The 13122-nt window shown below is 65.2% G+C and carries 14 protein-coding genes; 7 read left to right on the top strand and 7 right to left on the bottom strand.

Going from position 1 to position 13122, the window contains the following annotated elements:
* Window positions 1-125: 125 nt before the first annotated feature.
* On the bottom strand, window positions 126-425 hold the full coding sequence (locus tag B8446_RS04480) for a hypothetical protein (RefSeq protein WP_048847642.1): 300 nt from the start codon (window positions 423-425) through the stop codon (window positions 126-128).
* 229 nt (window positions 426-654) lie between these two features.
* On the opposite strand from B8446_RS04480, the gene B8446_RS04475 reads away from it, so the two are divergent.
* The 5 genes from B8446_RS04475 to B8446_RS04455 all read left to right on the top strand — a co-directional run bounded on the left by B8446_RS04475 (window position 655) and on the right by B8446_RS04455 (window position 4488).
* Entirely contained in the window at window positions 655-1608 is a 954-nt protein-coding gene (locus B8446_RS04475) for an AEC family transporter (protein ID WP_048847640.1), read from the top strand.
* A gap of 14 nt (window positions 1609-1622) precedes the next feature.
* Window positions 1623-2138, top strand: coding sequence for a low molecular weight protein-tyrosine-phosphatase (locus B8446_RS04470; protein WP_048847638.1), 516 nt, complete (start codon window positions 1623-1625; stop codon window positions 2136-2138).
* Entirely contained in the window at window positions 2135-2968 is an 834-nt protein-coding gene (locus B8446_RS04465) for a fructosamine kinase family protein (RefSeq protein ID WP_241767631.1), read from the top strand. Before B8446_RS04470 ends, B8446_RS04465 begins: the two co-directional genes overlap by 4 nt.
* 98 nt (window positions 2969-3066) lie before the next feature.
* Complete coding sequence (locus B8446_RS04460; RefSeq protein WP_048847636.1) at window positions 3067-3993, top strand: 2-hydroxyacid dehydrogenase; 927 nt, start codon at window positions 3067-3069, stop codon at window positions 3991-3993.
* Between the two features lie 102 nt (window positions 3994-4095).
* Entirely contained in the window at window positions 4096-4488 is a 393-nt protein-coding gene (locus tag B8446_RS04455) for a YbjN domain-containing protein (protein ID WP_048847634.1), read from the top strand.
* Window positions 4489-4510: 22 nt separating this feature from the next.
* Here B8446_RS04455 and purF read toward each other — a convergent pair whose 3' ends face one another.
* The 5 genes from purF to B8446_RS04425 all read right to left on the bottom strand — a co-directional run bounded on the left by purF (window position 4511) and on the right by B8446_RS04425 (window position 9689).
* Window positions 4511-5944, bottom strand: coding sequence for an amidophosphoribosyltransferase (gene purF / locus B8446_RS04450; protein ID WP_048847633.1), 1434 nt, complete (start codon window positions 5942-5944; stop codon window positions 4511-4513).
* 93 nt (window positions 5945-6037) lie between these two features.
* The gene (locus B8446_RS04445; protein ID WP_048847631.1) at window positions 6038-6571 is read right to left on the bottom strand and encodes a CvpA family protein; all 534 of its coding nucleotides are present in this window, start codon (window positions 6569-6571) and stop codon (window positions 6038-6040) included.
* A gap of 203 nt (window positions 6572-6774) precedes the next feature.
* The gene (locus B8446_RS15980) at window positions 6775-7137 is read right to left on the bottom strand and encodes a hypothetical protein (RefSeq protein WP_148505839.1); all 363 of its coding nucleotides are present in this window, start codon (window positions 7135-7137) and stop codon (window positions 6775-6777) included.
* 378 nt (window positions 7138-7515) lie between these two features.
* The gene (hemA, locus tag B8446_RS04430; RefSeq protein WP_048847627.1) at window positions 7516-8721 is read right to left on the bottom strand and encodes a 5-aminolevulinate synthase; all 1206 of its coding nucleotides are present in this window, start codon (window positions 8719-8721) and stop codon (window positions 7516-7518) included.
* 44 nt (window positions 8722-8765) lie between these two features.
* Window positions 8766-9689 (bottom strand): LysR family transcriptional regulator, encoded by a 924-nt coding sequence (locus B8446_RS04425; protein ID WP_048847625.1) that lies wholly within the window; start codon window positions 9687-9689, stop codon window positions 8766-8768.
* A gap of 110 nt (window positions 9690-9799) precedes the next feature.
* Here B8446_RS04425 and B8446_RS04420 point away from each other — a divergent pair, with 110 nt between their 5' ends.
* Complete coding sequence (locus B8446_RS04420) at window positions 9800-10525, top strand: pirin family protein (protein WP_048847623.1); 726 nt, start codon at window positions 9800-9802, stop codon at window positions 10523-10525.
* A gap of 132 nt (window positions 10526-10657) precedes the next feature.
* Here B8446_RS04420 and B8446_RS04415 read toward each other — a convergent pair whose 3' ends face one another.
* On the bottom strand, window positions 10658-11566 hold the full coding sequence (locus B8446_RS04415) for an EAL domain-containing protein (protein ID WP_048847622.1): 909 nt from the start codon (window positions 11564-11566) through the stop codon (window positions 10658-10660).
* A 277-nt stretch (window positions 11567-11843) separates the two neighbouring features.
* On the opposite strand from B8446_RS04415, the gene B8446_RS04410 reads away from it, so the two are divergent.
* Entirely contained in the window at window positions 11844-13118 is a 1275-nt protein-coding gene (locus B8446_RS04410; RefSeq protein ID WP_048848027.1) for an MFS transporter, read from the top strand.
* Window positions 13119-13122 lie beyond the last annotated feature (4 nt).

The raw sequence follows: 13122 nt of genomic DNA, 5'->3' as shown, positions 1-13122 counted from the left end.
GATGGACCCAGGGCGAAGAGACAGTCCAGACCACGAACGCCTTCCAGAAGAAGGCGGCGGCGAAAGCCGAAGTGGTATGAATCCTGGGGCCGTGGGTTCGAATCCCGCCGCGGACACCACCCTCCTTACATCGTGACCGATTGCGACGCCGAAACGTCCGCCCTATGCGGCGTCACGACGGCATGCGCCAGCACGATCAGCAGCACGATCGCGATCAACGCACCAAACAGACGCCCGAACAGGCGCAGGGCGACGATGATGAGGCCGAGCAGCAGCAGGGCCAGCAGGGCCGTCTGCACGGACCCCGTGATGCCGACCCCGGCAAGCACGCCCCGCGCCGCATGCTCGATCGCGACAATCGCGGCAAGGATGAGGGAAAACAGTCCGGCGATCAGGCTGATGAGAAATGCCTCGATATGTTCCACGTCACTCTCTTCAGGCTCTCGCGGGCTTCATGCTCTCGCGTGGCGATGGCTGGACACACTGTCCGGACCCGGCAGGTTTTCGCCCCAACGCGCGACGCATGCGAAACGTTCGCACCCCGTGATCAAGGGTTGCCTGTAGCGCACCCGTGCGATCGCCTCTAGGTCGATCGGCACCGGCAACGGTATAGGGGTCCAATCACAAACTGCTGAACCGGGGAGGCCGCGGCCTTTGACGCTGACCGTGACCATCATCGAGGCGATTCTGCCCATCCTCGTGACACTGGGTCTCGGCTATTTTGCGGGCTATCGGCGTCAGTTCGACCCTGCCCAGGCCTCGGTCCTGATCCGCATGGTCATGCTCTACGCGCTGCCGCTGAGCCTGTTCGGCGCCATTCTCGGCATGGATCGCGCGCATGTCCTCGCAGCAGGTCCTGTCGCGGCGATGGTGATCGTCGCCATGGCGTCCAGCTTCCTCGTCGCGTTCGCGCTGCTTCGGCTCGCAACCCGGATGGGAACCGGCGAGTGCGCCCTGTTCGCCTTTGCGATCAGCGACCCGTCCGTACCCTTCATCGGCATTCCGGTTCTGGGACAACTGTTCGGCGCCGCCAGCGCGGTTCCGGTGTCCGCCGGATCCCTGACGCTGAACCTGTTCCAACTGCCGCTGACGCTGATCCTCATCGGGACGGATCATGGCGATCCCGAAACGCGCCCGGGATTGTGGGCCCACGTCCTTCATTCCTGTCGCGAGCCGGTTGTGTGGACGCCGCTGCTGGCGCTCGTCCTGGTGCTGTGCGGCTTGCATCTGCCGCCGGCGCTCAAGCCGTCCGTCGGATTGCTCGGCCATGCGACAGGGGGTGCGGCACTGTTTGCAACCGGTATCGTTCTGTATGCGCGACGCGTGCGCTTCGACGGTCTCGTGGCCGGGGTCGTCTTCTGCCGCAACATGCTGATCCCGGGGCTGACACTTCTCGCCGCATGGCTGCTGCATCTCACGCCGCATGAGACGCAGGCGAGCGTCCTGACGATGTCGATCCCGACGGCTTCGGCAACCGTCATCCTGGCCATGCGCTACGGACTGCGCGAACGGGAAGCCGCGTCGATCCTGTTCTTCGGCACCCTGACCGCCATCGTGACCATGGCGGCATTCATCTGGGCGACTGGAGCCGCCGCGCCCGCGTCCTGAAAGAGAGAGATCCATTGACCCCGGACGACACGCGCGCCCCTGCCCTCCTGTTCGTCTGCAGCGGCAATATCTGCCGCTCCCCACTGGCCGAAGGTGCGATGCGCGAGGAGGCCAGGATTCGTGGCATCGAACATGTCGAGATCGATTCGGCGGCACTGGGATCGTGGCATGTCGGTGATCCGCCCGACCGGCGCGCACGCGCCACGGCGAGACGACGTGGCCTCGATATCGACGGCCAGCGCGCACGACAGGTAACGGCGGCCGATTTCACGCGCTTCACGCATATTCTGGCGCTCGATCGCTCTCATCTCGCAGGGCTGCGGCGCATGGCGCCCCGGAGTTCGACGGCCAAGGTGATGCTGTTGCTGGATGCCGTCCCTCACCGCGCGGGAGAAGAAGTGGACGATCCCTATTACGGCCCTGACGCCGGGTTCGAGACCACGCTTGATGACGTGTCGGAAGCGGCGGCGCATCTGGCCGACCGTCTGTGGGGCCCTCGCCCCGGTCAGTCGCCGGCGCGACGTCCGTGACGTCCGGCATGGAGCTCGCCCGCGCTGCGGCGGTCCTGATGGGAAGCGGCATTACAGGCGTGCGGCCGATGGGCGGTGGCGACCTGTCCGAGATCATGACGGTCTGGCTCGATGACGGACGCCCGGTCGTCGTCAAGAACGGCCCTGCGCCACGGATCGAGGCCGACATGCTTTGGGCCCTGCGCGCCGCAGGCGCACCGGCACCCGAGGTGCTGGCAGTCGACGATACGGTCCTCGTGCTGGAATGGATCGATGGCACGGACCCGATGCGCAGTGCCTGGACTGATCTCGGCCGCGTGCTGCGCACGCTGCATGCGGCTGACCCAACGGCCCTCGCTCCGTCCGGGCATTATGGATGGGCGCGTGACTTCGCCTTCGGAAACCTGACCATCGGCAACGGCTTTCGGGACGACTGGGCGCTGTTCTGGGCAGAGCAGCGTCTCCTTGTTCACGTCCCGCATGTCGCTCCCGCGATTGCGCGTCGTCTGGAATCGCTGGCGCGCACCATACCCGATCGTCTGCCCGCCCGTCCGACGCCCGCCCTACTGCACGGCGATCTGTGGAGCGGCAATGTGCTGGCAAAGGACGGCCGCATCTCGGCTCTCGTCGATCCGGCCTGCTGCATCGGGCATGCCGAGGCCGATTTCGCGATGCTGACACTCTTCGCCCGGCCCACATCCGATTTCTGGGAGGCGTATGGCCCGCGCGAGCCGGGCTCTGCGGAGCGGGTCACGCTTTATCGCCTCTGGCCGGCACTTGTGCATCTGCGGCTTTTCGGCAGTGCGTATCACGACATGGTGACGGCACTGCTCGCGGAGGTGAAGGCCTGAGCCCTCCCGGGACGCTGCCGGTTATGGCTTAACACCACGACCGCCCTCTCCCCCGGCATGGTCCGCCGGGCGGCCCAGTCAAAGGAATGAAGACCGCGATGAAGCCTGAAATCCTGTTGATCGATCCGGTTGTGCCGGCCGTGGACGCGGCCCTGCGCGAGCGCTTCGTCCTGCATCAATACGAGGGAATCGCGGCCCTTGGCGATGCTGCCGGCCGGATCCGCGGTGTCGCGACCGGCGGCGGTTCGGGACTTGCTCCCGACATCATGGCTGCGCTGCCGATGCTCGAGGTCATCTCCGTCAACGGTGTCGGCACGGATCGCATCGACCTCGTGGAGGCGAAGCGCCGGGGCATCGGCGTCGCCACGACGCAGGGCGTGCTGACCAACGATGTCGCCGATCTCGGCATCGCCCTGATGCTGGACGTCGTGCGTGGCGTCACTTCCGGCGACCGCTTCGTGCGCAAGGGCCTCTGGCCGACCACGCCGATCCCACTGGAGCGCAGCATCACGGGCAAGAAGGTCGGCATCGCGGGTCTTGGCCATATCGGACAGGCAATCGCCAGCCGTGCGCTCGCCTTCGGCACGGAGGTTGCCTACTTCAACCGCAGCCGCAAGACTGACAGCACCCTGCGTTACGAGCCCGACCTGCTCTCGCTCGCAACATGGTCCGACATCCTGATCCTTGTCGTGCCGGGTGGTCCGGCCACGCACAACATGGTCAACCGCGCCGTGCTGGACGCGCTCGGCCCGAACGGCTTCCTCGTCAACGTCGCGCGTGGCAGCGTAGTCGACGAGCAGGAACTGCTGAGCGCGTTGCAGGAGAAGCGGATCGCGGGCGCGGGCCTCGATGTCTTCGCCCACGAGCCGAACGTCCCGGAGGCGTTCTTCGCGCTGGAGAACGTCGTGTTGCAGGCGCACCGCGCGAGCGCCACGCAGGAAACGCGTGCCGCCATGGGTAAGCTTGTCGTGGACAATCTGTATGCCCATTTCGATGGCAAGCCGCTCCTCACACCTGTGATCTGACCGTCTTTAAACCGCTGTCCCGGCGGCCCATCTCCCCATCGCTTTCACTGCAAGACCGCGGTGGGTCCGCTTCGGCGGCAACAACATCCCTCGGGAGGCGTCATGGACGAAGCGCTCGACATGGAAGTCGGCACCGTCATAGAATGGCTGCATGCGCTGGGCTACCGGGCCGAGCGGCGGCAGGACGATGCCATCGTCTATACCGCGGCCGAAGGCTACAAGTTCGGCATCCGGATCTATGAGGACAGCCTGCAATATGCTGCCCATTTCGAGACGGCCGACACGACGGCAACGCTCGAGTCCTGCCATGACTACACAGCGAAATATCGCTGGGCAAAGGCCTATTTCATCGATTTCGAAGACGATTCGCGCAGCCTGATCATCGAAATGGACGCCTGGATGAATTTCCTGGCCGAAGATGGCCGCTATGTCTTCCAGGCGATGACCGAACGCTTCATCGCGCTGATCCTCAAGTCACGCGAGATCTTTGCGTGACTTGAAAATCGGCCTCCGGTCGTCAGGCGACCAGAGCGCCGTCCCGATCGACCAGCGAGATCGGATAGTCTCCCGTGAAACATGCGTCGCAGTAGTGGCCCTGCGCGGCGCCCCGGTTCTCATAGCCCAGCGCACGATAAAGCCCGTCGAAGCTGATGAAGGCGAGGCTGTCCACGCCGATCAGTTCGCGCATCTGTTCCATGCTGTGGGTCGCGGCCAGAAGCTTGCTCTCTTCGGGCGTATCGATCCCATAGAAGCAGGGATGGATCGTCGGCGGAGACGAGATGCGCATGTGCACTTCGCGCGCGCCGGCCGCGCGCACCATGTCGACGATCTTGCGCGAAGTCGTCCCGCGCACGATCGAATCGTCCACGAGGATCACGCGCTGGCCTTCGAGCACCGCGCGGTTTGCGGAGTGCTTCATGCGCACGCCTAGATTGCGGATCTGATCCGTCGGCTCGATGAAGGTGCGGCCGACATAGTGATTGCGGATGATGCCCAGCTCGAACGGAATGCCGCTCTCGGCCGCGTAGCCCATGGCCGACGGCACACCGGAGTCCGGCACCGGCACGACGACATCAGCATCGACGGCACTCGCGCGCGCAAGCTCGATGCCGATCTGCTTGCGTGCCTGATAGACGGGATGGCCTTCCAGGACCGAATCGGGCCGCGCGAAATAGATGTATTCGAACACGCAGAAGCGCGAACCGGACTCGGCGAACGGCTTGATCGAACGCAGGCCGCCCGCGTTGATGACGACGATTTCGCCCGGCTCCACATCGCGCACGAATTCCGCGCCGATGATGTCCAGCGCGCAGGTCTCGCTTGCGAAGACCCATGCGCCGTTGCCCGGCATCCGGCCCAGGATCAGCGGCCTGACGCCCAGCGGATCACGCAGGCCCACCATGCCGTCCTCGGTCAGGGCGATGAGCGAATACGCGCCCTTCACCTGCTTGACCGCATCGATCAGCCGGTCGAGCACATTGGCGTAGAGCGAGATGGCGATGAGATGGACGAAGACCTCGGTATCGGTCGTCGACTGAAACAGGCAACCGCGGCGGACCAAGGCCTGACGCAGCGTCGCAGCATTGGTCAGGTTACCGTTATGCGCCACCGCGAGGCCGCCGAACTCGAAATCGGCGTAGAGAGGCTGCACGTTGCGCAGGAGTGTCGCGCCTGTCGTGGCATACCGGTTGTGGGCGATGGCCGCATCGCCCGGCAGGGTCGCGATCGTGCGCTGGTCCCCGAAGACCTCGCCGACGAGCCCAAGTCCCTTGTGCTGATAGAAGCGCTCGCGGTCATGGGAGACGATTCCCGCCGCCTCCTGCCCGCGATGCTGCAGCGCATGCAGGCCGAGCGCAGCAAGGGCCGCCGCATCGGGCGCGCCCCAGACGCCGAAGACCCCGCATTCCTCGTAAGGTCGACCGATATCGGACGACACTTGACTGACGGTCATCGTGCAACACTCCCCGGGACATTGCGGGCAACGGTTGGCGGCCTGCGCCGCGCCAAGGGCGCGTCATGGCCCAGCGTCCGGCTGAACGCAAGCTTATCCGTGACTCCAGATGCCTGACGACCACAGCGGCGGCGCGTTGATCGATGTCGGGATCCACCCGCCGGCTGAAGCCTGCAGCCAGGCGGCACCGCGCGCGATGTAGGGGCCGAGCTGGCTCCCGCTCATCAGGGCGTCGAGCCATCCATGAGATACCAGATGGAGTGCGATGAACAGCACGACAAGGACCATGTAGCCGCGCGCGATGCCGAAGACGGCCCCCAGAAGGCGATCCGGTCCACCGGCCAGCACGACGCGCAGCCCCTGCCCGACCGCATTGGCGATCATGGACAGCAGGATCAGGGCAAGCACGAAGACTACGGCGAACCCCACGCCCACGGCAACTGGATGGTCCGGCAGATGAGGCGTGATGTAGGGAAGCGTCAGCGGATAGAACCAGAACGCGCAGACGATGGCCCCGATCCACGCCCCAAGGCTCAGTGCTTCGGTCACGAAGCCGCGGACCAGCCCCCAGATCGCTGAAAGGGCCAGGATCGTCAGCGCCACTGCATCGGCACTCGTCACAATCACGCCGTCACCCTCTCCATCCGGTTCATGACGTCGATATAGGAAGAGATCAGCACTGACACCATCAGTCGAGCGACGGGGGTGGAATGGTACGGCCTTGGCGATAACAGCCGCATCGTGTCGCGCGTGTCAGAAGCCAGCACCGGCGCCGGCAACGATGCTTCGGACACTACGGATACGCAGTTGATCTGCCTCTCTCGGAGGGCTCAAGGCAGCTTGGTCGAGCCAGGGTGCCAGTGGCCCTTGCCTCGGCGCGGGAGGCGTCTCGCGTCCTGCTGAAGTCGAAGCAACAGGGTTCCGAGCTGCAGGCGGTGATCGAGTTCCGTCCAGACTTCTTCCGGCGCAACATGACGAATCCGCCAGATCCGGCGCAGGATGAGGATCAGCTCGGCACTGGCGTCCACCAGCTCGTCGTGCTGGTTCTCCGCCGCGAGGCCTACGCACAGGGTGGCCGCCTTGCCAAAACGCTCCGCCAGTTCACGGATCTCGGACGCGTGGAACGGTGATGACGGCTCTCGGGTGGAGGCATGCATCGCACGACCATGGGCGCGGCGAGACCAGACCGTCAAACGATTCCGAAACGATCAGATACAGATCGCGTCATGCACTAGGCAACAGCTGCCGGTTTCGGTCTGCCGCCGGTCCTTTTCGGCTTGTGCCCGGCCTCCGCATCGAAATCATGCCGCGATGTCATCGCTATTGATCCCGCCACTGCATCATTCACAAGCACGATGCGGGCGCGCGCGACAGGCCGTGTCGGGGCCTGTCTGTTTTTTTGGTGCGTCTGGTGAGCGCGATATTCGCCAAGCACCTGAAAGAAGAACATGCACATCGCGATCACGTCTCCTTCGATCTGGCGGACCGGAAAGCCCGATCCGCAGTGTCATCAAAAGAAGAACGTGAGAAGGTTACAGAGAGTTCATTCTCGTTATGACGCGTGATGCCTTTTACGCCGCAAGGGCCAGATCGTGTTCCTGCCACAACGTCGCGAGAGCCTGCGCCAGATCCTCGATATCGGCATCGGTGTGCAAGGGACCCGGCGTTATGCGCAGGCGCTCCGTACCGCGCGGAACCGTCGGGTAGTTGATGGGCTGGATATAGTGGCCGAACCGCTCCAGCAGCCGATCGGACAGCATCCGGCAGCGTTCCGCATCGCCCACGATGACCGGCACGATATGGCTCGGGTTGGCCAGATGCGGGATGCGCGCCGCGTCCAGCCTCGCACGCAGGGACGCGACGGCGCGGGCGTGGCCGTCACGCTCGGCCTGGCTGCTGCGCAGATGACGCACGCTGGCAAGCGCGCCGGCCGCGATCATCGGAGGAAGTGCCGTCGAGAAGATGAAGCCTGATGCGAAGCTGCGCACGAAATCGCACAGCGCGGCGCTGCCGCTGATATACCCGCCGACCACGCCGAAGCCCTTGCCCAGCGTCCCTTCGATCACATCGAGACGGTGCGCGATACCGCGCTGCTCGGCGATGCCGCCGCCCTGGTGGCCGTAGAGACCGACGGCGTGCACCTCGTCCAGGTAGGTCATCGCGCCATATTGGTCGGCCAGATCGCAGAACTGCTCGATCGGCGCGATATCGCCATCCATCGAATAGACGGATTCGAAGGCAATGATCTTGGGCACGTCGCGCGGCAGCGCCTTCAGGCGCGCTTCCAGGTCCTCCACATCGTTATGGCGGAAGATCTGCTTCTCGGCGCGGGAATGACGGATGCCCTCGATCATGGAAGCGTGGTTCGCCGCATCCGACAGGACAACGCAGTTGTGCAGTCGCGCGGCAATCGTGCCGAGTGTCGCCCAGTTCGACAGATAACCCGAGTTGAACAGGAGGGCCGCTTCCTTGCCGTGGAGGCTGGCGAGTTCGGCCTCGAGCGCCACGTGATAGTGGTTGGTGCCCGAGATGTTGCGCGTTCCACCGGCACCGGCGCCGCCTTCGTCGAGGCCCTTGTGCATGGCTTCGAGAACGGCCGGATGCTGTCCCATGCCCAGATAGTCGTTCGAGCACCAGACCGTCACTTCGCGGCCGATCCCATGGTGGAATGCCCGAGGGAAGTTCCCGGCACGTCGCTCCAGCTCCGCAAAGTAGCGATAGCTGCCGTCAGCACGCAGACCATCGAGTGCTGAGCGGAAATAGGCGTCGTAATCCATGGCTTCGGCGGTCTTTCAGCGAGCTTCAGAACAATTGCCCGTGACTATGACACGGGGATTTCATCTGTGGCCAGTCCGCGTGCCAGCCAATCACGCAGGGCGCGTATGCGTGCAGGGATGACCGGAGCGCTTGGATTGTCGCCCGGAACCAGCAGCCGCAGATGCAGCGGTGCGATCCGCCACTCTGGTAGCAGACGCACCAGTTGGCCGTCGCGCAGGGCTTCCGCCACCATGAAATGGGGGAGCACGGCCAGCCCTACCCCATCCAGCAAGGCAGGGAGCGCGACGTCACCGTTATTGGCGCGCATCCGCGTGCGCAGCCGCATGCTGCGTTCGCCAAGACGAGCATGATGCAGGCGCACCAGGTCCGGGGCCTGTGTCTGGCTGAACCCGATCGCCGCATGCTGCGCCAGATCCTCAGGCATCTGCGGCGTGCCATATCTCGAAAGATAGAGAGGGCTTGCCACCAGCAGGCGCGCAACCGTGCAGACCGGCGGTGGGAGATTGGCGGCCTCAGGGCGGCCGATCCGGACCGCGAGATCGAAGGCGCCGGTGCCGAGATCCACGGTTTCGTCGCGCAGGTCGACGTCGAGCTCGATACCCGGATAGGCCCGCAGAAATCCCGCGATCAAAGGCGCAACGTGCGCGATTCCGAAGGAGACGGGGACGGTCAGCCGCACGAGCCCTGCGGGTGAGGCGAGATCGTCACGCAGGGTGGCTTCCAGAACCTCCCCCTCATGAAGCAAGGCGCTTGCATGCGCGATGGCGGCGCGTCCGGCCTGTGTCAGCGTGGCACGGCGCGCGCCCCGCACGAACAACGCGCCACGCAGCCGGTGTTCGAGCCGTGCGATCGCCTTGGACACCGTTGGCCGCGACAGGCTGAGCGCCCGCGCCGCAGCGGCGAACGATCCTGTTTCGGCAATCTTGGCGAAGATCGCCCACGCCTCGAGATCCGGCAAACGGGCCATGCGTACCACCTGTCAAGAAATGGAAACTGTTTGGTAGCGTGATTGCCGTTTCTTGACGATACCCAAGCGCCTATATCCGCAGGATCGAAACGCGACGGAGGATTGCCCTCATGTTGGACATCAGACCTTTTGCCTCTCTCGGCGGTGCCGATCACGGCTGGCTGCACGCACGCCACCATTTCTCGTTCGGCAGCTATCACGACCGGAACCGGATGAACTGGGGCCGGCTGCGCGTCTGGAACGATGACGAGATTGCGCCCGACACCGGCTTTCCGCCACATCCGCACCGGGACATGGAAATCATCACCTATGTGCGGACCGGCGCGATCACGCACGAAGACAGCCTGGGCCATAAGGGCCGGACGCTGGCCGGCGACGTGCAGGTGATGTCGGCGGGAACGGGGATCGTTCACAGCGAGGCCAATGCCGAAGCGGAACCGACGACCCTGTTCCAGATCTGGCTGCTGCCGGATCGTGCGGGCGAGGCACCGCGCTGGGATACGCGGCCGTTTCCGAAGGACGCGCGCAACGGGCGCTTCGCGCTGCTGGCTTCGGGTGATCCGCGCGATGCGGGAGATCCGGATGTCCTTCCGATCCGTTCGGATGCACGGCTGTCAGGCGTACGTCTCCGCCAGGGAGAGCAGGTTCGCTACGAACTCGACCGCGACAGGCTGGCCTATCTCGTGCCGTCGGTGGGTCGCGTTGCAATCGAGGTCGAAGGTGCATCAGCCACACTGAACCCGCGCGACGGAGCGGCGATCGCGGAGACGTCGTTCATAGCGCTCCGTGCTCTTGATGATGCGGAGATCGTGCTTGTCGAGAGCGCGCCGCTCTAAGGCCGCACAAACGCTGGCCCCCACATGCGAGGGGGCCAGCGACACCCTCTGCGTTATCACATGCCGGAACGATGTATTGTTCGCGCTTCGGCCTCGTGCTCATGCAGCGGGCACGGTGAACATCGACCCTGTTCACGCAGGCCTGCGAGATTTCCGCCTTGCAGGTCCTTTGCCTGCGTCCGCATCCCCGTTCACCTCAGCCAGAAAATCGGTCTCGCTCTGCATCGGCGCGACCAGCATGCCCGAAACTTCGTCAAACCCGGTGCTGCCGGCAAAGGCCAGTGCCTGTGGCCGATCGACACCGACCAGGCGTATTCGCAGGCCCAGTGCACGGATGGCCGCGATCTCGGCTGCGAAGAACGCAGCCGACGGCGCGTCTTCACCCAACAGCGCCTTGTCGCGCCACTGGACCGGGCTGGTGCACAGGACGCCTGCGTCCAGCTGGACACCGCTGATGAGGCCGGCATCCGCGAGATCGCGCAGCAACGTCAGGCTGGACGTGCCGCCGCCGAAACCCGACCAGAAGATGCCGATGCCGCAATCACGCATGGCCGCCAGCATCGGATGCAGCGCGGGATCGTCCGCTGCCAATCCGTCCTCGGCAAAGGCGAGATCGAGCCGTGCGGGCGGCAGGCCGGTCTCCTGCAGCATGTCGCGCAGTTCGGATGCGAAATCCGAATGCGGTGCCGCGTGATCGGACAATGCGATCATGAGGCGCACCGCCTCCGGCCAGGACGCCGCCGCACGGCAGGCAAGGCGCAGCACATCGCGATCGCGAATCTGCTGGAGCGATGCGGCAGTCCGGCGTCCCCTCGCCCCCGTGGCGCGACCGATGGCGCGCGTCGAGGCCAGGCGCGGAAGCGGATCGATCGCCTGCAGGTCCGCCTGCACGCCGATCAGATGGCCGCCGACGGCGTCCAGGCGAGGCAGGAAGCTGAGCGTGCCCGGATGTGCCCGGCTGCGCGCCCGCCTGCGGCGCAGGGTCGCGGCAAACGTCCCGTGCGATCCGGCAGTCGCTTCCGACAGGATTGCCGGGTCCATGGAACGGGTCGCAGGTTCATCGGGCGGCGGTCTATCGTGCGGCTCCGCAAGATGCGAAGGTGTTTCATCCCAAGCCAGAGCGTCCAAGCGGCAACCTCGTTCATGACAGGGAGCCCGGCATCTGGCCGGACCCGTGAGCGTTGGTGAGCGACGCCGCTTCCGGCACAGCCCCTCAATCGCCCCGGTATGCGGGAGCAAAAGATAACACTCCCCTAACGGCGCATGGTTTTCCGCCATGCATGCCCCTCTTTCGGCCCGCCAGACAGGATTTCTCGCCATGACGGACCAGACTGCCGTATCCCCGCCCATGTCCCGCACCGACTCGCACGGAAGGCAGGACGTCGGGTCCCTGACCCTGTTGCGTCCCCACTGGCGCGTGACGTTCGCAGCCTTCATGGGATGGTTTCTCGACGCGTTCGACCAGACCGCGCTCATGCTCGCGATGCCCGACATCGCCCATGATTTCAGCGTCCCGCTCAAGGCCATGGGCACCGTGCTCCTGATCCAGAGCATCGGGCGCGCGATCGGCAACACCGGCTGGGGCTGGCTTTCGGATCGCTACGGCCGCCGGATCGCGTTCATGGCGGGCGTCCTGTGGTTCGCCGCATTCTCCGGCGCGACGGCCATCGCCACGACCTATTCGGTTCTGGTGCTCGTGCAGTTCCTGTTCGGGATCGGCTTCGGCGGCGAATGGACCGCGTCCGCGACCCTGCTGATGGAAAGCGTGCCGGCGCGGGCGCGCCCGATGGCCTCGGCCCTCATGATGTCGGGCTACGAGGTCGGCTATCTCGTCGCGGCCGGGGTTCAGGCGATCGTGCTGCCGCATTACAGCTGGCGCTGGCTGTTCGTCATCGGACTGGCGCCGGCCCTGCTCGCCCTGTTCATCCGCGCAGGCGTGGGTGAAAGCCCGGTCTGGCTGAAGACGCGCGACAAGCTGGCCGCGACCAGGAAACCGCGCGTTCGTTTCCGCTTCGATGCCGCCGCGATTCAGGCCGTCGTCATCATGACGCTTCTGGAATTTCAGAAGGCCGCGATCTTCACGTTCTATCCGACCATCCTGCGCGGTCCCCACCACCTCACCCCGGCGCAGGTTTTCTGGCCGGTCGGGCTGTATTGCATCGGATCACTCTGCGGGAAGCTGGTTTGCGGGCGAATCGCGGAACGTTTCGGCGATGTACGGGTCATGCTGGTGGCGCTGGCCATCGTCGTGCTGGTTGCCTGGCCGTTCATGAGCGGACCGACCTATGCGATCCTGTGCGCTGCGTCCTTCACCATCGGCGCCGCCGCGTCGGGCGTGTTCGCGCTCGTGCCGCATTACCTGTCCAAGCGGTTTCCGTCGGAAACGCGCTCGTTCGGCATGGGTCTCGGCTATGCCATCGGCTCGATCGGTCAGGGTGTCGCAGCCCAGGCAATCTCGCTGTTCGGCCGCGGCGCGGCATTGCCGCTGTCGGCGGAAGGCTTCGTCATCGGCTCGAGCATCCTGTCGGCAGCGGTCGCCCTGGCCGAGCCTGCCCATCTGCCGGGCGAGGAAATGGAAGGGGAGGTCACCTGACCTC

Origin of the sequence: Tanticharoenia sakaeratensis NBRC 103193 (assembly GCF_000963885.1) — a bacterium.
GTDB classification, from domain to species: Bacteria; Pseudomonadota; Alphaproteobacteria; order Acetobacterales; family Acetobacteraceae; genus Tanticharoenia; species Tanticharoenia sakaeratensis.
Note: the sequence above shows the minus strand (reverse complement) of the source record. Positions and strands in the feature narration are given on the sequence as shown.